We start from the raw sequence: 20,269 nt of genomic DNA on the forward strand, positions 1-20,269 counted from the left end.
TCCCCTCTTCCCCCGTCGAATACGACGATGGCTCATTCGGGCACGTCATGGCCACACAATCGGTGCATCATGTTCCTGCACGTTCAGGACCCTGGGGGGTGGAGATTTGACAGCAAAGCGGACAGAAGCGACACATCCCCATGCTGTAACCGAACTGTGTGAGGAAGGTGGACGCCTCTACGCGAACGCCTTGCGCACAGGACGTATCGCCCGCACGGATGTGGAGCCCGCTCCCTGCCTGATGGAGTTCGCTCTTCTTCACCCTGATCCTGACGATGTGAACTGGCTGCGCCCCGTACCCCCGTCGGTCGCCCTGGCTCAGCGGCTCAACTCGATAGAGCACGAGATAACCGAGCGTCGGCGGTTGTCCATCAACCTCGCCGAAGCTTTCGAGCCGTTCATGGCCCTCAGCGCTCAGGCGACGGCGCCCACTCACTCAATCACGGTGCTGGAGGGCCTCGACCGCATCAATGCGGCACTCGACCTCGCCACGGCCCAGTGTCAGAACGAGATGCTCACGGTCCAGCCGAGTGGACACCGCCCCGAGGCCAGACTCATTGAGGGGCTGGAACGAGACAGGCCGCTGATCGAGCGCGGGGTGAGGATCCGAACTCTCTACCAGCACACTGCCAGGTACAGTCCCGAGAGGCTGGCCTACGTGGATCACTTCGCCAACGGCAAGGTGGAGTACCGCACGATCGATGAACTGGTCGAGCGCCTCATCATCTGCGACGAGAACGTCGCTTTCATCCCCATCCGCGACGACCGGCAGGTCGCCCTGGAACTTCGTCATCCGGGCCTCGTCAGCTACTTGATCAAGGTCTTCGAGTTCATGTGGGGCCGCGCGGTCCCGCTGAGCGCCGGTGCCCCTTATGAAACCGACCCGGACGGCATCACCAACATCCAGCACTCCATTGCCAAACTCCTCGTGGAGGGCCACGTAGACGAGGCCATAGCCCGCCGCCTCGGCATGAACGTCCGCACCTGCCGCGCCCACATAGCCAAGCTGGCCACCGCGCTCGGCAGCGGAAGCCGGGCACAACTCGGCTTTCTCATAGCGCAGTCGGGAATCCTGGATCAGGATCACTGAATGCCGACGGGGGAGAGGGACAGGTCCGCACAGCGCACGTCCACATCGCCAAGCTCGCCGCCACCCTCGGCAGCGAGAGCCGAGCCCAACTCGGCTACCTCATCGGCCAGTCGGGGATCCTTGATCAGGAACACCAGGAGCGGTGACCGGTAGCAGCTCGGGAGAGCGCGGAGGCCCGTCCAGGCCCGCCTGAGCGATACGCACCCCCAACTGCGTGCGGCTCGCCGCCCCCAGCGTCTCCGAGAGGCGGGCGATGTGCGCCCGGCACGTACGGACGCTGATTCCGAGCCGCTCCGCGACCACCGCGTCCTGGTGGCCCTCCGCCAGCAGGGCGGCGATCGAGCGCTCCCGGTGGGTGATGCCCTCGATGCCGGTGGACGGGAGCGGCGACGTCAGCGGGATCGCCAGGCGCCACAGCCGCTCGAAGACCGTGACCAGGTAGTCCACCAGCGCCGGGTGGCGCAGCTCCAGCGCGATGGTGCGGTCGGAGTTCGCCGGGATGAACGCGACCTTGCGGTCGAAGAGGATGAGCCGCTCCACGACCTCGTCGAGGGTGCGGGCCTGCGCCGCGTCGCCCATCAGCTCCATGTAGTTCAGGAGGCCCTGGCCGTGCCGGGCCACATGTGTGTACAGGTCGCGCATGCGTACGCCCCGGCGGCGCATCTCCAGCGCCCGGTGCAGACCCTCGGAGAGTTCGTCCTCGCGGCGGATGCCGCCCGGCTGCACGGCGAGGACCTCGCTCGTGCACTCCTCGGTCGCCTTGTCCATGGCGGCCTGGATCCGCGGCAATCCGTCGAGGACGCGGATCGCCACGCCCTCGGCCGGCGCCTGGACGCGCCCGCCGAGCCCCGCGTACCACTCGAACGCGGACACCGCGTCGCCCACCCGCGCCTGGCTCGCGCTGACCTCCTCGTACACGCCCCGCAGCAGTCGCGTCATGACCTCCTGCGGCGAGGTCGGCACCAGCCAGCCCATGTCGTCGGGGTCGGGGTGCAGCAGCGCCAACTCCAAGAGGCAGGGCACCGGTTCGGCGTCCTCGCGGGGCACGCGGCCGCGCCGCACGGCCCGGGAGTACACCCGGTCGCCGACCTCGCACAGTCGGTCAGCGCCGTGCGGATGCGTGTCCGTCCCGTGCCCGGCCATCTTCCACCTCTGGCTCCAACCCTGGCGTAAGCCCCGCGTTCCAGCGTCTTTCGCAGCGCAACTACTCGCGTTCCGGCGTCTTCCGCAGCGCAACTATGCGCGGACCCGTCCGGCATCGCAACACGGCTGCCCCGCCCGCGCGCCCCCTCTCGCCCTTATTCGCGGGCAAAAGTCCCCACCTCCGCCCCGCCCCTTGCAACAAGCTGACGGTGCCGCCGACCCGGCACCCGGTGCGTCGCGGGTCCGATTCCCGCGGGCGCGACGGCCGCTCCGAGCGGCCCTGGTGGGTCACCCTCCTTTTTCGGCCAGGGCCCCGCGTGCGCCGACGCACGGCGAAAGGCCGCGTGAACCGCCGGAAATCACTGAGTGATCGGTGTGTTGCGAACCGCGCTTGACGTCAATTCATGGCGGACATCATTGACGCATACGCGTTGGCCGAGGCGTGGGACGGGATGTTTGTGCGGCCGGGTGAGGTCAGGACCGCCGGTGAGCCGGTGCCGGCGGCGCTGCAGGCGATCGAGCCGGGTGAACTGCGGTTCCCGGCCACGGTCGGAGGGCGTCAGGAGGCGGCCGGCTCCCAGGGCCCGTAGATCGCCTGGTCGGCGCCCGTCGCGAGGGCCCAGTAGCGGTCGCCGTACGACCAGTGCCACCACTCGGTGGGGTAGTTGACCAAGCCCGCGGCGGTCAACGCGGCGGCGAGGAGCTGCCGATGGGCGCGTGCCGTCGCGCCGATGTTGTCCGCGTCGGTGTAGCAGGCGCCGTCGCTCTCCTCGGGGTTCGCGTTCACGCGCGTGCCCATGTCCAGCTCGTGGCCGTCGGCGTCCACGAGGGTGAGGTCGACAGCGGCGCCCGCGCTGTGCGGGGCGATCTCCGGCGGGGACACGTAACGGCTCGCCGCGTCTCGGACGCGCTCCGGGTCCCAGTCGGGGTGTGCCGCGCGCAGTTCACCGGCGTACCGCTCGAAGTAGAGCCGCTGCAAGGAGGGCGGGCGAAAGCCCTCGACGAACAGCAGCCGTACCCCGTCCGGCAGCAGGGCACCGGCCTCCACGAGCCGGCGCAGAACCCCTTCCCTCAGTTGGGCGTACGCCCCCGAGTCGTCCTGCCTGCGGGCGTCCACGGGGAACGGGGCCTTCGCGCGTACGTCGCGGAGCGGCTCGCCACAGTCCACGACGGGTATCGCGGCGATCTTCGGGTCGGACATCAACACGATCCTGGTCATGAGGAGATCATGGCGGGCTCCCGCAGCGGGCGGAGCAGATACCAGCCGAGGGCGGGCAGCACGACCAGGGGCGCCAGGGCGGTCCGGAGCGTCGTGGCATCGGCCAGGGCGCCGATGAGGGGGCTCGCGAGGCCGCCGACGCTCACGGCCAGGCCCAGGGTGACGCCGCTCGCCGTGCCCACACGGCCGGGGAGATAGTCCTGGCCGTAAGTGATGTGCAGGGAGAACGGCACGTACAGGCCGGCGGAGGTGAGCGCCACGAACAGGTAGAGCGGCGGTCCCGGCACGCAGACCACACCGGCAACGGCGAGGACCGTCAGCGCGTACGACCGCCGTACGACCGTGATGCGGCCGTATCGGGTGGCGAGCCTTCCCCCGGCCACCGTGCCCGCCGCGCCGCCCAGGTAGAGCACGAACAGGGCGGCGGTGCCGGAGACTTCCCCGCCGGAGGTGCGCTGCCGCACGTAGAGCGAGATGAACGTGCTCAGCCCGACGAAGACCGTCGACCGGCAGACGATGGCGCCGGAGAGTCTGAGGAAGGACGGCCAGTCGTCCCCTCGGGCGGGCGCACACGCGGTGGCCGTCGCCGGCGCCCGGGTGGGCGCGTTCGCCTCGGCTGCCGACGCCGGGGTCGGCCTCTTCGCCGCCCGTACCGCCGCCGCGCACAGCGCACCGCCCGCGAGCGCCGGGACGATCAGCAGCGGTGTGGCGCGCAGGCCCCCGCTCATGGCGACGGCGGCGAAGACCGCCAACGGGGCGGCGGCGAAGCCGAGATTGCCGCCCAGCGAGAACCAGCTCATCGCCGTGTGACGTCCCCGGCTGACGTGCCGTGCCACCCGCGCGGCCTCCGGGTGGTACGCGGCGACACCGATCCCGGACACGGCGACCACGAGGAGGGTGAGGGCGTAGGAGCCGGTGACCCCGCTCAGGGCGACACCGGTCCCGGCGAGCAGCGCGCTCACCGGCAGCAGCCACGGCATGGCCCACCGGTCGGTGAGCGCCCCGAACAACGGCTGCACCACCGACGACAGCAGGGAGGCGGCCAGCACGATGCCGGAGGCGGCGGCGTAGGTGTAACTCCGCTCGGCGACGAAGTACGGGACGAGTGCGGCGACCGCGCCCTGGTAGACGTCCACACAGGCGTGGCCCAGGGACATCAGGGTGACGGGTCGGTTGCTCATGGCGGTCGGGACGGTCGGGTTCGTCAACACTCTTCGAGAGTGGCGAACCCACTCCTGTCGCGCTTTCGATAATCTGCCGTGTTGTGCCGAATACCCGCCACACGCCGAAGGCTCCGCACCATCGCGACACCCCGGACGGTCCGCACCACCCCGACACCCAGGACGCTCCGCACCAACGCGACACCCAGGACGCTCCGCAGCTTCACGACACCCAGGACGCTCCGCCCGGCCGGCGCGCCCCGGACGCTCCACACAGTCAGCGCACCCCGGATGTTCCGGACGTCCGCCACAAGCCGGTCGCCCCCACCCGGGCCCAGCCCCTCGCCGCCGGTGAACGCATCGACGCACACCGGCACGACGACCACCAGATCGTCTACGCCGGTTCCGGCGTCCTCGCGGTCACCACGGACGCCGGTACGTGGTTCGCCCCCGGTACGCGCGCCATCTGGGTCCCCGCGGGAACCGTCCACGCCCACCGCGCCCACGGCCGGCTGGATCTGCATCTGGTGGGCCTGCCGGCCGACGACAACCCGCTGGGCCTGGACGCCCCGACCGTCCTGGCGGTGAGCCCGCTGCTCCGGGAGCTGATCCTCGCGTACACCCGGACGCCCGACGACACGAGCGCCGAACGCGGCCGGCTGCTTGCCGTGCTGCGCGACCAGTTGCGGGCCTCGCCCCAGCAGCCGCTACGGCTGCCCGCCCCGGCCGATCCCCGTCTGGCGGCGGTCTGCGCGCTCGTCCACGACCATCCCGCGGACCCGCGCACGCTCGCCGAACTCGGTGCGGCGACCGGAGTCGGTGAACGCACCCTCAGCCGCCTCTTCCGCGCCGAACTCGGCATGACGTTCCCGCAGTGGCGCACCCAGTCGCGGCTCTACCACGCGCTGCGCATGCTGGCCGACGAAGTCCCGGTCACAGCGGTCGCCCACCGCTGTGGCTGGTCCTCCGCCAGCGCCTTCATCGACGTGTTCCGCCGCGCCTTCGGGTACACCCCGGGCACGCACCAGGGGCGTGTCAGCCCGCGACCCAGCTGCTGAGCAGCGCCTCCCGGGCCGGCCGCCACGGTGTCGCGCCGCCGCCGTCGGCGCGGCCCCACTCCAACAGCCGTGCCACGTCCGCCGTCCCGTCCACGAACCGTTCCAACAGCTCGAGCGACAGCTCGTACTCGGACTGCACATAGCCCCCGACGGCGGCGCAGTGCACGGTCAGTTCGGCCTTCTCCTCGTCCGTGCGGACGTGGATCTCGAACGCGGGCGGGGCCTCGCCGCCACCCGCCGCCACGTCGAGGACCGTGTCCATCACACTGCTCACCAGCCACCGGGTGCTCGAACGTACCTGGGCGTAGTGCACGCTGACGTCGCGCACGTCCGCCCAGGCCCAGAACCCCTTCTGGTCCGTGCCCACGGCCTCGATCCCCTCGGGGGTGAGCCGCACGCCGAGCCCGTACCCCTCGGGCTCGGCGCCCAGGTGCACGCTCTCCTCGGTGATCCAGAACAGGCCGATCATGGCCACGGGGTGCCTCCAGCGGGGCGACGGCGGTACGGCATGCGATACGACGTGGGGTCACCCTGTGAGACACCGGCGGACCGCGAACGGTTCACCGGCACTCGGTCCGCGTCCTACTTGATCCCGTTCGCGCTGCAGGCCGCCTTGTAGCTGGCCGTGCAGATCTGCTTGACGGTGTAGATGCTGTCCTGGAGCACCGTGTCCTTGATGTTGTCCTTCTTGAGCGCGACAACGGGCACGAGCTGGGCCGGGACATCCTTGTTCGTGGGACTGTCGACCTTGTCGCGGGTGAGGGCGTCGAACTCGATCGAGCGGCCCTGGACCCTCGCCACGGCCATCTCGGCGGCCGCGGTGGCCTCCTGCGGGTACGACTTGTAGACGCTCATGAACTGGTCGCCCTTGAGGATGCGCTGCACCGCGTCCAGCTCGGCGTCCTGCCCGGTGACCGGTGGCACCTTGCTGACGCCCGCGGTCTTCAGGGCGTCGATGGCGGCGCCCGCGAGGCCGTCGTTGGCGGAGTAGACACCGGCGATGTTGTTGAGGCCGACGGCCGCGATCGCCTTCTCCATGTTGGCCTTGGCGTTGACCGGGTTCCAGTCCTTGGTGTCGTACGACTTGGCGATGACGACCTTGTCCTTGAGCTCGGACAGGGCGCCCGCCTTGAACTGCGCGGCGTTCGGGTCGGTGGTCGCGCCGTTCATCATGATGATCTTCTTCGAGGACGAGTCGCTGCCCAGCGCCCCGACGAGCTCCTTGCCCTGGACCTCGCCGACGAGTTCGTTGTCGAAGGAGATGTACGCGTCGATCGGCCCCTGCGCCAGGCGGTCGTAGGCGATGACGGGGATGCCCGCGTCCTTGGCCTTCTGCACGCCGGGCGCGATGGCCTTGGAGTCCACCGCGTCCACGAGGATGACGTCGACCTTGTCGTCCACCATCTGCTGGAGCTGGGTGTTCTGCTTGGCCGCGTCCTGCTCGGCGTTGGCGTAGACGACCTTGCCCTTGTTGCTGGTGAGCTTCTCGACCTGCTCCTTGATGATGGGGTAGTCGAACTTCTCGTAACGGGTGTTTTCCTTCTCCGGGAGGAGCAGGCCCACCTTGATGTCGTCGCCCTTCGTGGGGCTGGCCTTGGTGTCGCTGCCGCCGATCCCGTCCACGACGCCGCAGCCGGCGAGGGTGACGGCCATGGCGGACGAGGCCAGGGATATGACGGTGCGACGCAGACGGGTGTTACGAGTGTTCACATCAGGTGCCTTCCGGGCGAGGTTGCAGCATTGCGACCCAGGTGGCTGAAAGCCAACGCGGCGATCACCTCAGCGTCAAGGAGTAACCACTTAACGAGATGGCAACAGCGTTCTGTGTTCCCCAAGTGAACACGATGGGAAGAGGTCACGCCCAGTCTTCCACCAATCCCCATGGCTTCACCTTCTGTCATCCACCGTCATACAACCAATTCCCCTGCTCAGGAGTCCTGATCGCCAACGGCTTCGACCGCCGTTGGCGATCAGGACTCCTGAAGGAACGCATGAACCCAGCCAGAGGCACGACCGCGGCGCTCTCCACCGCCCTCGTGCTCGCCACCGCCGGTGGTCTGCTCACCGCGACCGTCATTCCCGCGTCCGCGGCGACGAATTGCGCATCTCCCGTCTACAAAAGGGAGTTCTTCGCGAACACTGCCTTCTCGGGCACACCGAAGAAAACGGACTGCGACGGCGCGGTCGACCAGAACTGGGGCACCGGCGCCCCCGCTTCGGGCCTGCCGAAGGACAACTTCGGCGTCCGCTGGACCGTGACCCGCGACTTCGGCTCCGGCGGCCCCTTCGCCCTCCCCGTGGCGACCCAGGACGGTCTCCGGGTCTACCTCGACGGCAGCCGCAAGGTCGACCTCTGGAAGAACGTGTCGTCGACGGTGAAGAAGACCGTCAACATCACCATCCCGTCCGGCAAGCACACCCTGCGCGTCGACTACGTCAACTGGACGGGCACCGCGAACGTCTCCTTCGCCTACACGCCCCGCACCGCGGCGAGCGTCGACACGGTCAAGCCGCTGGCCCCGACGGGCACTTCGGTGGCATACGACACGGCCACCGGCAAGGCCGGGGTCACCTGGGCCAAGAGCAAGGAGATGGACCTCGCCGGCTACCGCGTCTACCGGCGCCTCCAGGGCAGCACCGCCTGGACGAAACTGACGACCACGACCGGCACCTCGTACACCGACACCCCGCCGCCCACCGGCCAGACGTACTTCTACGAGGTCCGCGCCCACGACAAGGCCGGCAACGAGTCGGCGGGCACCGCCGACCGGCCGGTCACGACACCCGACAGGACCGCGCCGCCGGTTCCCTCCGGGCTCACGGCGACCGACGGACAGCCAGGGGTCGCACTGACCTGGAAACCTGTTCCGGGTGCGACGCATTACGTCGTGTACCGGCGTTGGGAGGAGGACGGGGGCGACGAGCCCACGCTCAAGGTGGCGTCGGTGACGTCCGCCGCGTGGACCGACGCCACGGCCAAGGAGAACCTGTACTACACGTACTGGGTCGCGGCGGTCGACGCCGCCGGCAACCAGTCCGCCAAGTCGGCGCGGGCCGGCCTCGAGCGCGGTGACCACGCGCCCTCCGCGCCCACCGGCCTGACGGCCACGACGGCGCCCACCGGCATCACGCTGACGTGGAGGGCCCCCACCACCCCCGTCACCCAGGACCTGGCGCACTACCGGATCTACCGCGAGGGTCAGCTGGTGGACGAGATCCGCTCCACGCATACCTCGTACACCGACACCGAGGTCCGACAGGGCACCGCGTACGAGTACACCGTGACCGCCGTGGACATCCAGGGCAACGAGTCCGTCGCTTCCGCGCCCACGACGGCCACCGCACCGGCGACGGGACTCGCTCCGGCGCCCGTCACGGGGCTGAGAGGTTCCTTCGACGGCAATGAGATCGGTCTGCTGTGGCAGCGCAGCCCGGAGAACGACGTGGACCACTACGACGTCTACCGGGCCGTGCTGGTCAACGGCGCCTGGGAGTACGAGAAGTGGGGCGAAGCCTACGATCCGGGCTGGGAGGACGAGCCGACGCTGGGCTACTTCCAGGAGCTCTACGAGCCGCAGGGCGAGACCGCGCGCTGGGCGGTGATCGCCGTGGACGAGAACGGCAACTCCCGGTACGGCACCGGTGAGGAGTTCTCGTACATCACCCTGACCGAACCAGTGAGTACGCCGGACGCCTGACCCACGACCGAGTTCCGGTCCCCGCATCTCCTGATCGTCGGCGGTGCTCGCGTGCCGCCGACGATCCCGCGCCATCACCGGCGGCAAGCAGATCAACGGCTCCCGCTGACCCAGGACCCGCGCAACAGGGGCCCGGAGGTTCAGATGAACCTCCGGGCCCTGCGCAGATGTGCTCGCGTCAGTCCGACGACTGCCGCTTCGGCCGCCACACCACCAGCGCGCTCGTCTGCTGGACCTCCTGGTACGGGACCAGGTCGCGGCGGTACGAGGCGTGGACGGCGGCCTCGCGCTGCTGCATGGCGGCCGCCGCGCCGTCGAGGGCCGACTGCAGCTCCGCGACGCGGGACTGCAGCGCGGCGACCTGGTTCTCCAGTTCGATGATGCGCTTGATGCCGGCCAGGTTGATGCCCTCGTCCTGCGACAACTGCTGGACGGTGCGCAGCAGTTCGATGTCGCGGGCCGAGTAGCGCCGGCCCCGGCCCGCGGTGCGGTCGGGGGAGACGAGGCCGAGGCGGTCGTACTGGCGGAGGGTCTGCGGGTGCAGGCCGGAGAGCTGGGCCGCCACCGAGATGACGTAGACCGGCGTTTCCTCGGTCAGTTCGTACGGGTTGCGTCGACGGCCGTCCATCACTCTCAAGCTCCCTTCGCGGCCTGGAACAGCTCCGCCCGCGGGTCCTCACCCGCGGTCGCCTCGCGATACGCCTCCAGGGCGTCACGAGCCTTGCCCGACACGTCCTTGGGGACCGTCACCTCGACGGTGACGAGGAGGTCGCCCCGCGTGCCGTCCTTGCGGACTGCGCCCTTGCCGCGGGCCCGCATCGTCCGGCCGTTGGGCGTGCCCGGCGGCAGCTTCAGGGTGACCGGCGGTCCGCCCAGCGTCGGCACACGCACCTCGCCGCCGAGCGCCGCCTCCGCGAATGTGACGGGCACGGTGACGGTGAGGTTGTCGTCCTTGCGGCCGAAGACCGGGTGGGCGTCGACGTGGACGGTGACGTACAGGTCACCCGCCGGGCCGCCCCGTTCGCCGGGAGCGCCCTTGCCGCGCAGCCGGATCCGCTGGCTGTCACTGACTCCCGCCGGGATACGGACCTGCATGGTCCGGGAGGACTTGGCGCGCCCCGACCCGTTGCAGACCAGGCAGGCGTGCTCCGCGATCAGGCCGCGGCCCTTGCAGTCCGGGCAGGGGTCGGTCAGCGAGAACCCGCCGCCCGAACCCCGCGCGACCTGGCCGGTGCCGACACAGGTCGGGCACACGCGCGGCGTGCCGTTCTTGTCGCCGGTGCCCGAACAGGCCTTGCAGGGCGCCTGCGACGTCATCCGCAGCGGAACCGTCGCGCCGTCCACCGCCTCGGTGAAGCTCAGCGTCACCTCGGTGTCGATGTCCTGGCCGCGCCGAGGCTGCGTACGGGTGCCGGTGGTCGTGCCGCCACGGTTGAACAGGCCTCCGAAGACATCGCCGATGCCGCCGCCGAAGCCGCCTCCCGCGCCCTGTCCCTGGGCGCCGCCTCCGAAGAGGTCACCCAGGTCGAAGTTGAAGGAGCCGCCACCGGCGCCGGGACCCGGACGGAAGCCGCCGTTGCCGAAGAGGGCGCGTGCCTCGTCGTACTCCTTGCGCTTCTTGGGGTCGCCGAGCACGTCGTTGGCCTCGGAGATCTCCTTGAAGCGCTCCTCGGCCTTGGCGTTGCCCTTGTTGGCGTCCGGGTGGAACTCGCGGGCGAGCTTCCGGTACGCCTTCTTGATCTCGGCCTCGGTGGCGTCCTTGGGGACGCCGAGGACCTTGTAGAAGTCCTTCTCGATGAAGTCCTTGGTGCTCATCCTCGACGTCCCTCCTCTCTTATGCGTTCAACGTCAGCCCTCGTCCGGGCCACCGCTCTCCTTGTCGTCGGCCGTCTCGGCCTCGTCGGCCTTGACGGTCTGCGCCCCCGGCTGGGGCTCGGCGACGGCCACCCGCGCGGGGCGGATGGTGCGCTCGCCGATGCGATACCCCGGCTGCAGAATCGCCACGCACGTCGTCTCGGTGACGTCGGGCGCGTACGAGTGCATCAGGGCCTCGTGGATCGTCGGGTCGAAGGGCTCGCCCTCCTTGCCGAACTGCTGCAGACCCATCTTCGCCGCGACGGTCTCGGTCGACTCGGCCACCGACTTGAAGCCGCCGACCAGTTCGCCGTGCTCCCGCGCGCGGCCGATGTCGTCGAGCACGGGCAGGAGCTCGGTCAGGAGGTTCGCGATGGCGACCTCCCGCACCGCGATCCGGTCGCGCTCGACCCGGCGGCGGTAGTTCTGGTACTCGGCCTGCAGCCGCTGGAGGTCCGCCGTGCGCTCGCCGAGCGCCGTGCGTACCTGGTCCAGCTGGGCCGTCAGGCCGGCCGTCTGTGCAGCTGCTGATGCGTCCCCGGCCGGGGCCGCCCCCTCCGTGGGGGCGACCTTCGGCTCGGCGTCGTCAGAGGTGGCGCCGGAGGGGACGTCAGGCTTCTCTTCGAAACCCGGGGTCTCCTCCGTCACGCGGCACCGTCCTTACGGTCCTCGTCGACGATCTCGGCGTCGACGACGTCGTCGTCGGCCCTCGGAGCCTCGGCACCGGGAGCGTCGCCGCCCGCGGCCTGCGCGGCCTGGGCGTCGGCGTACATGGCCTGGCCCAGCTTCTGCGAGACGGCGGCGACCTTCTCGGTGGCCGTACGGATCTCGGCGGTGTCCTCGCCCTTGAGCGCGGCCTTCAGCTCCTCGACGGACGCCTCGACCTCGCTCTTGACCTCGCCGGGGACCTTGTCCTCGTTGTCCTTGAGGAACTTCTCCGTCTGGTAGACGAGCTGCTCGCCCTGGTTGCGGGTCTCGGCGGCCTCGCGGCGGGCGTGGTCCTCCTCCGCGTACTTCTCGGCCTCCTGGCGCATCCGGTCGACCTCGTCCTTCGGCAGCGAGGAGCCGCCGGTGACGGTCATCTTCTGCTCCTTGCCGGTGCCGAGGTCCTTGGCCGTGACGTGCATGATGCCGTTGGCGTCGATGTCGAAGGCGACCTCGATCTGCGGGACACCGCGCGGGGCCGGCGGCAGACCGGTCAGCTCGAACATTCCGAGCTTCTTGTTGTACGCCGCGATCTCGCGCTCGCCCTGGTAGACCTGGATCTGTACGGAGGGCTGGTTGTCCTCGGCGGTGGTGAAGATCTCGGACCGCTTGGTCGGGATCGTCGTGTTCCGCTCGATGAGCTTCGTCATGATGCCGCCCTTGGTCTCGATACCGAGGGACAGCGGGGTCACGTCGAGGAGCAGGACGTCCTTGACCTCACCCTTGAGGACACCGGCCTGGAGGGCGGCGCCGATGGCGACGACCTCGTCCGGGTTGACGCCCTTGTTGGCGTCCTTGCCGCCGGTCAGCTCGCGGACGAGCTCGGCGACGGCCGGCATACGGGTGGAGCCACCGACGAGAACGACGTGGTCGATCTCGGAGAGGTTGATGCCCGCGTCCTTGATGACGTTGTGGAACGGCGTCTTGCAGCGCTCCAGAAGGTCGGCGGTGAGCTGCTGGAACTGGGCGCGCGTGAGCTTCTCGTCCAGGTGCAGCGGGCCCTCGGCGGACGCCGTGATGTAGGGCAGGTTGATCGAGGTCTCGGTGGACGAGGACAGCTCGATCTTGGCCTTCTCGGCGGCCTCGCGGAGGCGCTGGAGGGCCATCTTGTCCTTGGAGAGGTCCACGCCGTGGCCGCTCTGGAACTGCTTCACCAGGTAGTCGACGACACGCTGGTCCCAGTCGTCACCACCGAGGTGGTTGTCACCGTTGGTGGCCTTCACCTCGACGACGCCGTCGCCGATCTCCAGCAGGGACACGTCGAAGGTGCCGCCACCGAGGTCGAAGACGAGGATGGTCTGGTCGTCCTTGTCGAGACCGTAGGCCAGGGCGGCGGCCGTCGGCTCGTTGACGATACGCAGGACGTTCAGACCGGCGATCTCGCCGGCCTCCTTCGTCGCCTGACGCTCGGAGTCGTTGAAGTACGCGGGAACGGTGATGACCGCGTCCGTGACCTTCTCACCCAGGTAGGCCTCGGCGTCGCGCTTCAGCTTCTGCAGAATGAAGGCGGAGATCTGCTGGGGGTTGAAGTCCTTCCCGTCCAGGTTGATCTTCCAGTCCGTACCCATGTGACGCTTCACCGAGCGGATGGTCCGGTCCACGTTCGTGACCGCCTGGCGCTTGGCGACCTCGCCGACGAGCACCTCACCGTTCTTGGCGAAGGCGACGACGGACGGCGTGGTCCTGGCGCCCTCGGCGTTGGTGATGACGGTGGGCTCGCCGCCCTCCAGAACGCTGACGACGGAGTTAGTCGTGCCCAGGTCGATGCCGACCGCACGTGCCATTTCGATTCCTCCAGCAATGACTTGAGTGGAACGGACTCAAGTGTGCACGACGGCTGCCGCTCGGTCAACAGAGCTGAGTCGGAGGGGCTCAACTCTTATCCGTTCCTTACGCGCAGGATGCCTGTGACCTGGGATGATACTCAGCCCCGACCTGCACCCATGAGCCCATCCGGCGCTTGAGGACGAGGCCGTTCAGGCTCATACGGGCCCCTGGGGGCGGAGCGCTGAGGGGACGGGAACGGATAGGGGCGGCGGGGGCGGGACACCGGACGCGCGCCACCCACGACCACGACGAGCGCGGCGCACCCCACCACCCACCATGCCGCACTCGCTCCCACCCACCCCAGGTCGATGAGCAGCCCCACCAGCGCCCCGGCGAACGCGGCGACCCCGATGACGACCACGACCCCCTGCCGGGTCAGCCCGACCCGCCGCAGCCGGTGCGCGAGATGGTCCGGCCCGGACCGCAGCGGCGGCCGCCCGGCGCGCCGCCGCGACACGAGCACGAGCACGGCATCGGCACTGGCCACCGCCGTCAGCGCGAACCCGCCCCCGAGACCCGGCCCGGCCTCCCGCCCGGCCTGCACCAGCACGACTGCGGAGGCCAGCACGAACCCGGCGAACAGCGCTCCGCACCGCCCCGGCACGATCCGGGCCGGCGGCCACCCGTGCATCAGGAACCCGGTGAGTGCCGTGGCCAGCACGCTCAGCAGTGCCGCGAGCCCGTCCATGAGCTCGGCGGCGGCACACCCGCTGAGCGCGAAGGCGGTGATGACGCCGACGGTCCCCATCACCCCGTCGGCGTGATCGAGTGAGCCGAAGGCATGCACGACGAAGACGATCCAGCCGACGGCCAGCACGCCGACCGGCAGCCCGAGTTCGTCGTACGGCACGGTCAGCGCGGCGGCGCCCCCCACGCCGGCGACCCGCACCGCGAGCGGCAGGGCCCAGAGATCACTGACCAGCCCCAGCACGGCGACCCCGATCCCGGCCATCAGCACCCGGCCGGCCTCCGGCCCCAGCGGGGCAAGGTCCGTCCAGTCCCCGATGCCGGCGACGAACGCCGTGCCGGCGACGACGGCCACCCCGCCGAGCAGCGGAACCGGCCGTACGCGGCGCCGCTCGAGCACCCCGAGGCGCAGAGCGAACATCCGCAGCAGCGCGCTGAGCGCGGCGGTGAGCAGCAGGGCGGCCGCGGCGGCGGCGATTCCGTACAACACGACGCCAATTTAGGCGTGAATGTCACAGTATTGTGCGAATAACACGATCGGGTTTACGTGTCGGGGCGTGAGCCCGCTCCGGCCCGATCGAGACACTCCGCTCAGGCGACCCTCAGCGACGCAGATCACCGCACTCCTGGCTACAGTGCGGCGCTAGAAGTGGGTAGTCTCAGACGGACTGCATAAGTTACCGCTTAGTAATCACCTTCGAGGTCACTCTCGGAGCAACACCTCGCAGGCCCGAGGAGCCCCCAAATGCAACTCGCCGCGATCATCGTGTCGCTGGTCCTGACCGTGGTCGGTGTTGCGCTGCTCGCACGCGCCATCGGCCAGTTCGTCCGGTACTTCAAGCTCGGCCAGCCCGCACCCGCCGGCATCCGGACCGACAACCCCTACCAGCGCAGCGTGACGCTGGTCAGGGAGTTCCTCGGCCACACCCGGATGAACCGGTGGGGCATCGTCGGGTTCGCCCACTGGTTCGTGGCGATCGGCTTCCTGACGCTGCCGCCGACGATCATCACCGCGTACGGCCAGCTGTTCGAGGCCGACTGGACGCTGCCGGTCATCGGCGGGTTCCTGCCGTACGAGCTGTACATCGAGTTCATCGCGGCGATGACCACCGTCGGCATCGTCACGCTGATGGCGATCCGTCTGCTGAACCTGCCGTCGCGGCCCGGCCGCAAGTCACGGTTCGCGGGCTCCAAGATGGGCCAGGCGTACTTCGTCGAGTACGTCATCCTCACCATCGGTCTGGCGATCTACGTGCTGCGCGGTCTCGAGGGCACGCTGCACCACGTGGACCACTACGAGGCCGCGTACTTCGCCTCGTACCCGGTGATCCTGGCGTTCAAGGGCCTGAGCCTCACCACGCTCCAGAACCTCGTCTACTTCACCGCGATGATCAAGCTGGGCACCACCATGGTCTGGATGATCACGGTGAGCCTGAACACCAACATGGGTGTCGCCTGGCACCGCTTCCTCGCCTTCCCGAACATCTGGTTCAAGCGGAACGCGACCGGTGAGACCGCGCTCGGTGCGCTCCAGCCCATGACCTCCGGCGGCAAGCCGATCGACTTCACCGACCCCGGTGAGGACGACGTCTTCGGTGTCAGCCAGGTCGAGCAGTTCTCCTGGAAGGGCCTGCTCGACTTCTCCACCTGCACCGAGTGCGGCCGCTGCCAGTCGCAGTGCCCCGCCTGGAACACCGGCAAGCCGCTGTCCCCCAAGCTCCTCATCATGTCGCTGCGCGACCACGCGCACGCCAAGGCGCCGTACCTCCTGGCAGGTGGCGGCAAGACCATGGAGGGTGAGGAGAAGGCGTCCGAGGAGCAGCTGAAGGACGTTCCCGCCGCCGCCCTCGCCGAGGCCGAGCGCCCCCTCATCGGCACCGTCGAAGAGAACGGCGTCATCGACCCCGACGTCCTGTGGTCCTGCACCACCTGCGGCGCCTGTGTCGAGCAGTGCCCGGTCGACATCGAGCACATCGACCACATCGTCGACATGCGCCGCTACCAGGTGATGATCGAGAGCGCGTTCCCGTCCGAGGCGGGCACGATGCTCAAGAACCTGGAGAAGAAGGGCAACCCCTGGGGTCTGGCCAAGAAGCAGCGCCTGGAGTGGACCAAGGAGGTCGACTTCGAGATCCCGGTCGTCGGCCGCGACATCGAGGATCTCTCCGAGGTCGAGTACCTGTACTGGGTCGGCTGCGCCGGCGCCCTGGAGGACCGCGCCAAGAAGACCACCAAGGCCTTCGCGGAGCTCCTCCACATCGCGGGCGTCAAGTTCGCGATCATGGGCGGCGACGAGAAGTGCACGGGTGACTCCCCGCGCCGTCTCGGCAACGAGCCCCTGTTCCAGGAACTCGCCATGGAGAACGTGGCGGCCCTGAACATGGCGTTCGGTGAGGACGACGAGGACGAGTCGACCAAGAAGCCGAGGTCGGCGAAGAAGATCGTCGCGACCTGCCCGCACTGCCTCAACACGATCGGCAACGAGTACCCGCAGCTCGGCGGTGACTACGAGGTCATCCACCACACCCAGCTGCTGCAGCACCTGGTGGACGAGGGCAAGCTGCTCCCGGTGACCCCGGTCGAGGGCATCATCACCTACCACGACCCCTGCTACCTGGGCCGCCACAACAAGATCTACACGCCGCCGCGCGAGATCATGTCCGCCGTCCCGGGCCTGCGCCAGCAGGAGATGCACCGCCACAAGGAGCGCGGCTTCTGCTGTGGCGCCGGTGGTGCGCGGATGTGGATGGAGGAGCGCATCGGCAAGCGCATCAACAACGAGCGCGTGGACGAGGCCCTCAGCCTCAACCCGGACATCGTCTCCACCGCCTGCCCGTTCTGCCTCGTCATGCTGACCGACTCGGTCAACGGCAAGAAGAACGACGGCAAGGCCAAGGAGTCCATCCAGGTCGTGGACGTGGCCCAGCTGCTGCTCGACTCCGTCAAGACGCCGGTCGACCCGGCGGGCGAGGCGGAGACGGAGAGCGCGCCGGAGCCGGAGCCGGTGAAGTAACCGGCCCGATCGGTACGACCGACGCCCCCTGCCCCACCGGCAGGGGGCGTCGCCGTTCCCGGTCAGTTCAAGTGGTCCAGCCTCCGGCCGCGGCTTTCCGCGACGCGAAGTGCGACCAGGAGCGCCTCGGTCAGGCGCTCGGCGAGGAAGCGGAGTTCGCCCGGTGGGCTGTCCGGAAGCATGCTGTGGGCGTGCGCGAGGAGTTCCGTGCCCATGCCGAGCTGGATCGACTCCGTGGCGTCGGCCAGGCGGGACACGGGTCCGCCGTGGTCGTCGCTGACCAGGTAGCAGGGCTTGCCCTCGGGACCGGACCAGGGCAGCAGGCGCGGTACCTGCGGCAATTCCGTCCCCATCAGGCGACCTCCAGCCCATGGATCCAGTAGGGGCCGGGCGTGTCCAGCCCCAGCGTGGCCAGGGCCAGTTCGCGACGCCGCTCGCGCTGTTCGTGGGCGGTCACGTACGGGCGCACGGCGACGGTGGCGGTGCCGTCGAGGGGGAGGTCCAGCCCGTACGGGCTGCGGTTGGCAGGAAGCACCACGACTCGGGGCCATGGCGGGAGGACGGGCGTGGGGTGAGTATGGAGTGCGGGATGCGCCTCGCGCAGGTTGAGCAGGACGCTCACCCACGTGACGAGGCGGCGGATAAGGTCGGTCACGTCATCAGCTCCGATCAGCTGGTGGCCACGCCCCGGGACGGCTCCATCCGTCGCCGGGGTCTTTCGAGGATCAACCCTACTGCGGTCTACTGCCGTATGAGCGGTAAACTGTGAATCGCACAGAATGCCGCCGTCTGCGCATGGTGGTGCGGTGATGGAATTTGTTGCCGACATCCCTCGCTGGCGCCAGGTGGCCGAGGTGATCCGCCGCCGAATCGAGGACGGCACGTACCCGCCGCGCACGCGCATCCCGTCCGTCGTGGAGATCACCGCGGAGTTCGGCATCGCCGCCGTGACCGCGCAGAAGGTGCACAAGGGCCTGCGGGCGGAAGGGCTCATCTACACCGAGCCGGGCCTCGGCTCATTCGTCGCCCAGAAGCCCGCAGAGTCGTAACGACCACCGCATGGCTCACGAGCTCGATCGAACCCGACCCGTCTGGCGGCAGGTCGCCGCCGCCATTGCCACCCGCATCGCCGACGGCGTCTATCCCGTGGGCGCCCGAGTGCCGTCCGTCGTTGAGCTGTCCGCCGAGTTCGGCATCGCGGCATCCACCGCACAGAAGGCGTTGGCCCACCTCAAGGCGGAAGGGCTCATCCGAGCTGAGGTCGGCCTTGGTTCCTTCGTCGCCGAGCAGCCGACCCAGCCCTCTGAGTCGAGCGAGGCGTAGTCCGGGGCCCGCGTGACCCATCCCGCACACCCCACCCCTTAACCCCCCGCTCAAACACGTGCATGATGACCCGCGTTGTTGTCTTCGGGGCGGGTGAGGTGCGCGGTGAGCGGGCGAAGAGCGGGTACGCGGGTGGCGGCAGCCCTGGTGGGATGCGCCCTCGGGGGCAGCCTTCTCGCCGCCTGTGGCCCCGGCACGGAGGCCGGGGCCGCCAAGCACAGCCCTGCACACGTCGCGGACGCCCCGGCCCAACTCCCCATCCCCCAGGGCAAGGGCAGCAAGGTCGCCGACGACTTCAACGGTGACGGGCACCGCGATCTGGTCCTGAGCGACCTCGTCAAGGAACAGAGCCACGTGGACGACGCGGGCATCGGCATCGTCTACGGCAGCGCGCGCGGACTCACCCCCGGCGCCCGGCAGTTGCTCAGCCCGAAGAAGCAGGCCGCACCCACCAAGGGCCAACTCCCCGCCGTCTTCGACGCGGAGGCGAGCTGCGACCTCAACAAGGACGGCTTCACGGATCTGGTCGTGTCGACCGACCCCCCGTACGACGGACAGGGACAGCCACCGGTCCCCCTCCAGATCCTCTTCGGCTCCCCGAAGGGCCTCGCCGGCAGGGCGGTCAAGCTCGCCGTCCCCGCGCAGGCACGTTTCGGCAATGACTGGGCCGACCAGCCCGTGTGCGGCGACTTCGACGGTGACGGCGCCGAGGACCTGGTGGTGCACGCCTCGGCGGGCCGACTCAGCTATCTGCGCGGCCCGTTCAGCCGCAAGGGCACCCCGCGCAAGGCCGGTGCGCCGATCCCGTCGCCGGGCGAGGTCCCCACGGGTCCGGCCGCCGACGTGAACCGCGACGGATACGACGACCTGCTCGTCCGTACGGCGCAGGGCACGGGCAAGTCGGCCGTGGTCCTCGGCGGACCCGACGGCCCCGCCCGCACGGGAGTCGTCCTGCCGGCCGGCGTCGACGTGGCGTTCGGCCGCTTCGGCAAGGGCAAGGCGCTGGACGCGGCGGTCGGCGCGATGGGCGGCACGGCCATGCGCTACGACCTGCCGACCGCCGTGCGCGCCGGCCTCGCCTCCCCCGGTTCGGTGCTCGACGCCGGGGACTTCGACGGGGACGGGCTGAGCGAACTGGTCTCCAGCGGCTCGCGGCTGCATGTGTTCCGGGGCCGTACGACGGGGCTGTCGGCGGCGGGCATGGTGACCGTCGAGCCGCCCTCGCCGGGCACCACACGGGTGCTGACGGTCGGCGACTTCGACGGGGACGGACGGGCGGACCTGGCCGTGCGGACGTACCGGGGCGAGACGAAGGACACCGTCGCCGTCTATCCGGGCGTGAAGAAGGGGCTCGTGGCGGCGAAGCCGTCGGTCACCTTCTCCAGCTCGGAGTTCCTGGTCCCGTAGGCCTCTCTCTTCACAGAAACCTCAAAGATTCGTCGAACGTACGCACAACCCTCGCGCACCGCCGAGGGTCTCCTGATCGCCGATC

At 69.5% G+C, this 20,269-nt stretch carries 20 protein-coding genes; 8 read left to right on the plus strand and 12 right to left on the minus strand.

The window, feature by feature from the left end; translation table 11 throughout:
- The first annotated feature begins 106 nt into the window (after window positions 1–106).
- A complete protein-coding gene (locus IEY95_RS27225; protein WP_189188755.1) occupies window positions 107–1,090 on the plus strand; it encodes a helix-turn-helix domain-containing protein in 984 nt (327 codons plus the stop codon).
- A 99-nt stretch (window positions 1,091–1,189) separates the two neighbouring features.
- Here IEY95_RS27225 and IEY95_RS27230 read toward each other — a convergent pair whose 3' ends face one another.
- Window positions 1,190–2,233, minus strand: a complete 1,044-nt coding sequence (locus IEY95_RS27230; RefSeq protein ID WP_189188756.1) for a helix-turn-helix transcriptional regulator — start codon at window positions 2,231–2,233, stop codon at window positions 1,190–1,192.
- A 404-nt stretch (window positions 2,234–2,637) separates the two neighbouring features.
- Here IEY95_RS27230 and IEY95_RS27235 point away from each other — a divergent pair, with 404 nt between their 5' ends.
- Window positions 2,638–2,823, plus strand: a complete 186-nt coding sequence (locus IEY95_RS27235; protein WP_189188819.1) for a hypothetical protein — start codon at window positions 2,638–2,640, stop codon at window positions 2,821–2,823.
- Here the strand turns inward: IEY95_RS27235 and IEY95_RS27240 are convergent.
- Together IEY95_RS27240 and IEY95_RS27245 are read right to left on the minus strand one after the other, a co-directional pair.
- Window positions 2,793–3,452 (minus strand): M15 family metallopeptidase, encoded by a 660-nt coding sequence (locus tag IEY95_RS27240; RefSeq protein WP_189188757.1) that lies wholly within the window; start codon window positions 3,450–3,452, stop codon window positions 2,793–2,795. The two genes, IEY95_RS27235 and IEY95_RS27240, sit on opposite strands and share 31 nt — an antisense overlap.
- On the minus strand, window positions 3,449–4,633 hold the full coding sequence (locus tag IEY95_RS27245) for an MFS transporter (RefSeq protein WP_229703408.1): 1,185 nt from the start codon (window positions 4,631–4,633) through the stop codon (window positions 3,449–3,451). The genes IEY95_RS27240 and IEY95_RS27245 overlap by 4 nt, the downstream gene beginning before the upstream one ends.
- An 83-nt stretch (window positions 4,634–4,716) precedes the next feature.
- Here IEY95_RS27245 and IEY95_RS27250 point away from each other — a divergent pair, with 83 nt between their 5' ends.
- Window positions 4,717–5,670 (plus strand): AraC family transcriptional regulator, encoded by a 954-nt coding sequence (locus IEY95_RS27250; protein WP_229703409.1) that lies wholly within the window; start codon window positions 4,717–4,719, stop codon window positions 5,668–5,670.
- On the opposite strand, the gene IEY95_RS27255 is transcribed toward IEY95_RS27250, so the two are convergent.
- Complete coding sequence (locus IEY95_RS27255; RefSeq protein ID WP_229703421.1) at window positions 5,648–6,139, minus strand: hypothetical protein; 492 nt, start codon at window positions 6,137–6,139, stop codon at window positions 5,648–5,650. The genes IEY95_RS27250 and IEY95_RS27255 overlap by 23 nt on opposite strands.
- Window positions 6,140–6,252: 113 nt before the next feature.
- Window positions 6,253–7,380, minus strand: coding sequence for a sugar ABC transporter substrate-binding protein (locus tag IEY95_RS27260; RefSeq protein WP_229703410.1), 1,128 nt, complete (start codon window positions 7,378–7,380; stop codon window positions 6,253–6,255).
- 281 nt (window positions 7,381–7,661) lie between these two features.
- Here IEY95_RS27260 and IEY95_RS27265 point away from each other — a divergent pair, with 281 nt between their 5' ends.
- On the plus strand, window positions 7,662–9,368 hold the full coding sequence (locus IEY95_RS27265) for a fibronectin type III domain-containing protein (RefSeq protein WP_189188759.1): 1,707 nt from the start codon (window positions 7,662–7,664) through the stop codon (window positions 9,366–9,368).
- Window positions 9,369–9,546: 178 nt separating this feature from the next.
- Here IEY95_RS27265 and IEY95_RS27270 read toward each other — a convergent pair whose 3' ends face one another.
- The 5 genes from IEY95_RS27270 to IEY95_RS27290 all read right to left on the minus strand — a co-directional run bounded on the left by IEY95_RS27270 (window position 9,547) and on the right by IEY95_RS27290 (window position 14,931).
- A complete protein-coding gene (locus IEY95_RS27270) occupies window positions 9,547–9,996 on the minus strand; it encodes a heat shock protein transcriptional repressor HspR (RefSeq protein WP_189188760.1) in 450 nt (149 codons plus the stop codon).
- A gap of 5 nt (window positions 9,997–10,001) precedes the next feature.
- Entirely contained in the window at window positions 10,002–11,183 is a 1,182-nt protein-coding gene (gene dnaJ / locus IEY95_RS27275) for a molecular chaperone DnaJ (RefSeq protein ID WP_189188761.1), read from the minus strand.
- A gap of 33 nt (window positions 11,184–11,216) precedes the next feature.
- The gene (gene grpE, locus IEY95_RS27280) at window positions 11,217–11,870 is read right to left on the minus strand and encodes a nucleotide exchange factor GrpE (RefSeq protein WP_189188762.1); all 654 of its coding nucleotides are present in this window, start codon (window positions 11,868–11,870) and stop codon (window positions 11,217–11,219) included.
- Entirely contained in the window at window positions 11,867–13,711 is a 1,845-nt protein-coding gene (dnaK, locus tag IEY95_RS27285) for a molecular chaperone DnaK (RefSeq protein ID WP_189188763.1), read from the minus strand. The genes grpE and dnaK overlap by 4 nt, the downstream gene beginning before the upstream one ends.
- 140 nt (window positions 13,712–13,851) lie before the next feature.
- Window positions 13,852–14,931 carry an MraY family glycosyltransferase gene (locus tag IEY95_RS27290; protein WP_189188764.1) on the minus strand — a complete coding sequence of 360 codons (1,080 nt, stop codon included), beginning with the start codon at window positions 14,929–14,931 and terminating at the stop codon, window positions 13,852–13,854.
- Window positions 14,932–15,186: 255 nt separating this feature from the next.
- On the opposite strand from IEY95_RS27290, the gene IEY95_RS27295 reads away from it, so the two are divergent.
- Complete coding sequence (locus IEY95_RS27295) at window positions 15,187–17,454, plus strand: (Fe-S)-binding protein (protein ID WP_189188765.1); 2,268 nt, start codon at window positions 15,187–15,189, stop codon at window positions 17,452–17,454.
- Between the two features lie 62 nt (window positions 17,455–17,516).
- Here the strand turns inward: IEY95_RS27295 and IEY95_RS27300 are convergent, their stop codons facing one another.
- A complete protein-coding gene (locus IEY95_RS27300) occupies window positions 17,517–17,807 on the minus strand; it encodes a hypothetical protein (protein WP_189188766.1) in 291 nt (96 codons plus the stop codon).
- Window positions 17,807–18,109: a hypothetical protein gene (locus IEY95_RS27305; protein WP_189188767.1), complete on the minus strand. Its 303-nt coding sequence runs from the start codon at window positions 18,107–18,109 to the stop codon at window positions 17,807–17,809. The genes IEY95_RS27300 and IEY95_RS27305 overlap by 1 nt, the downstream gene beginning before the upstream one ends.
- Window positions 18,110–18,263: 154 nt before the next feature.
- Between IEY95_RS27305 and IEY95_RS27310 the strand changes: the two genes are divergently transcribed.
- The 3 genes from IEY95_RS27310 (at window position 18,264) to IEY95_RS27320 (ending at window position 20,184) form a co-directional block, all read left to right on the plus strand.
- A complete protein-coding gene (locus IEY95_RS27310) occupies window positions 18,264–18,503 on the plus strand; it encodes a GntR family transcriptional regulator (protein ID WP_189188816.1) in 240 nt (79 codons plus the stop codon).
- Window positions 18,504–18,513: 10 nt separating this feature from the next.
- Window positions 18,514–18,777, plus strand: coding sequence for a GntR family transcriptional regulator (locus IEY95_RS27315; RefSeq protein ID WP_189188768.1), 264 nt, complete (start codon window positions 18,514–18,516; stop codon window positions 18,775–18,777).
- 105 nt (window positions 18,778–18,882) lie between these two features.
- The gene (locus IEY95_RS27320) at window positions 18,883–20,184 is read left to right on the plus strand and encodes an FG-GAP repeat domain-containing protein (protein ID WP_373294554.1); all 1,302 of its coding nucleotides are present in this window, start codon (window positions 18,883–18,885) and stop codon (window positions 20,182–20,184) included.
- The last annotated feature ends 85 nt before the right edge of the window (window positions 20,185–20,269 follow it).

This window comes from Streptomyces albiflavescens (assembly GCF_014645835.1).
Lineage (GTDB): Bacteria > Actinomycetota > Actinomycetes > Streptomycetales > Streptomycetaceae > Streptomyces > Streptomyces albiflavescens.

What these genes read in the sequence shown, in the direction of transcription:
- IEY95_RS27255 (WP_229703421.1), bottom strand. Translation starts at nt 6,139, where the DNA reads ATGATCGGCCTGTTCTGGATCACCGAGGAGAGCGTGCACCTGGGCGCC.
- IEY95_RS27230 (WP_189188756.1), bottom strand. Translation starts at nt 2,233, where the DNA reads ATGGCCGGGCACGGGACGGACACGCATCCGCACGGCGCTGACCGACTG.
- IEY95_RS27270 (WP_189188760.1), bottom strand. Translation starts at nt 9,996, where the DNA reads ATGGACGGCCGTCGACGCAACCCGTACGAACTGACCGAGGAAACGCCG.
- IEY95_RS27235 (WP_189188819.1), top strand. Translation starts at nt 2,638, where the DNA reads ATGGCGGACATCATTGACGCATACGCGTTGGCCGAGGCGTGGGACGGG.
- dnaK (WP_189188763.1), bottom strand. Translation starts at nt 13,711, where the DNA reads ATGGCACGTGCGGTCGGCATCGACCTGGGCACGACTAACTCCGTCGTC.
- IEY95_RS27265 (WP_189188759.1), top strand. Translation starts at nt 7,662, where the DNA reads ATGAACCCAGCCAGAGGCACGACCGCGGCGCTCTCCACCGCCCTCGTG.
- IEY95_RS27295 (WP_189188765.1), top strand. Translation starts at nt 15,187, where the DNA reads ATGCAACTCGCCGCGATCATCGTGTCGCTGGTCCTGACCGTGGTCGGT.
- IEY95_RS27245 (WP_229703408.1), bottom strand. Translation starts at nt 4,633, where the DNA reads ATGAGCAACCGACCCGTCACCCTGATGTCCCTGGGCCACGCCTGTGTG.
- dnaJ (WP_189188761.1), bottom strand. Translation starts at nt 11,183, where the DNA reads ATGAGCACCAAGGACTTCATCGAGAAGGACTTCTACAAGGTCCTCGGC.
- IEY95_RS27240 (WP_189188757.1), bottom strand. Translation starts at nt 3,452, where the DNA reads ATGACCAGGATCGTGTTGATGTCCGACCCGAAGATCGCCGCGATACCC.
- IEY95_RS27300 (WP_189188766.1), bottom strand. Translation starts at nt 17,807, where the DNA reads ATGGGGACGGAATTGCCGCAGGTACCGCGCCTGCTGCCCTGGTCCGGT.
- IEY95_RS27315 (WP_189188768.1), top strand. Translation starts at nt 18,514, where the DNA reads ATGGCTCACGAGCTCGATCGAACCCGACCCGTCTGGCGGCAGGTCGCC.
- IEY95_RS27310 (WP_189188816.1), top strand. Translation starts at nt 18,264, where the DNA reads ATGGAATTTGTTGCCGACATCCCTCGCTGGCGCCAGGTGGCCGAGGTG.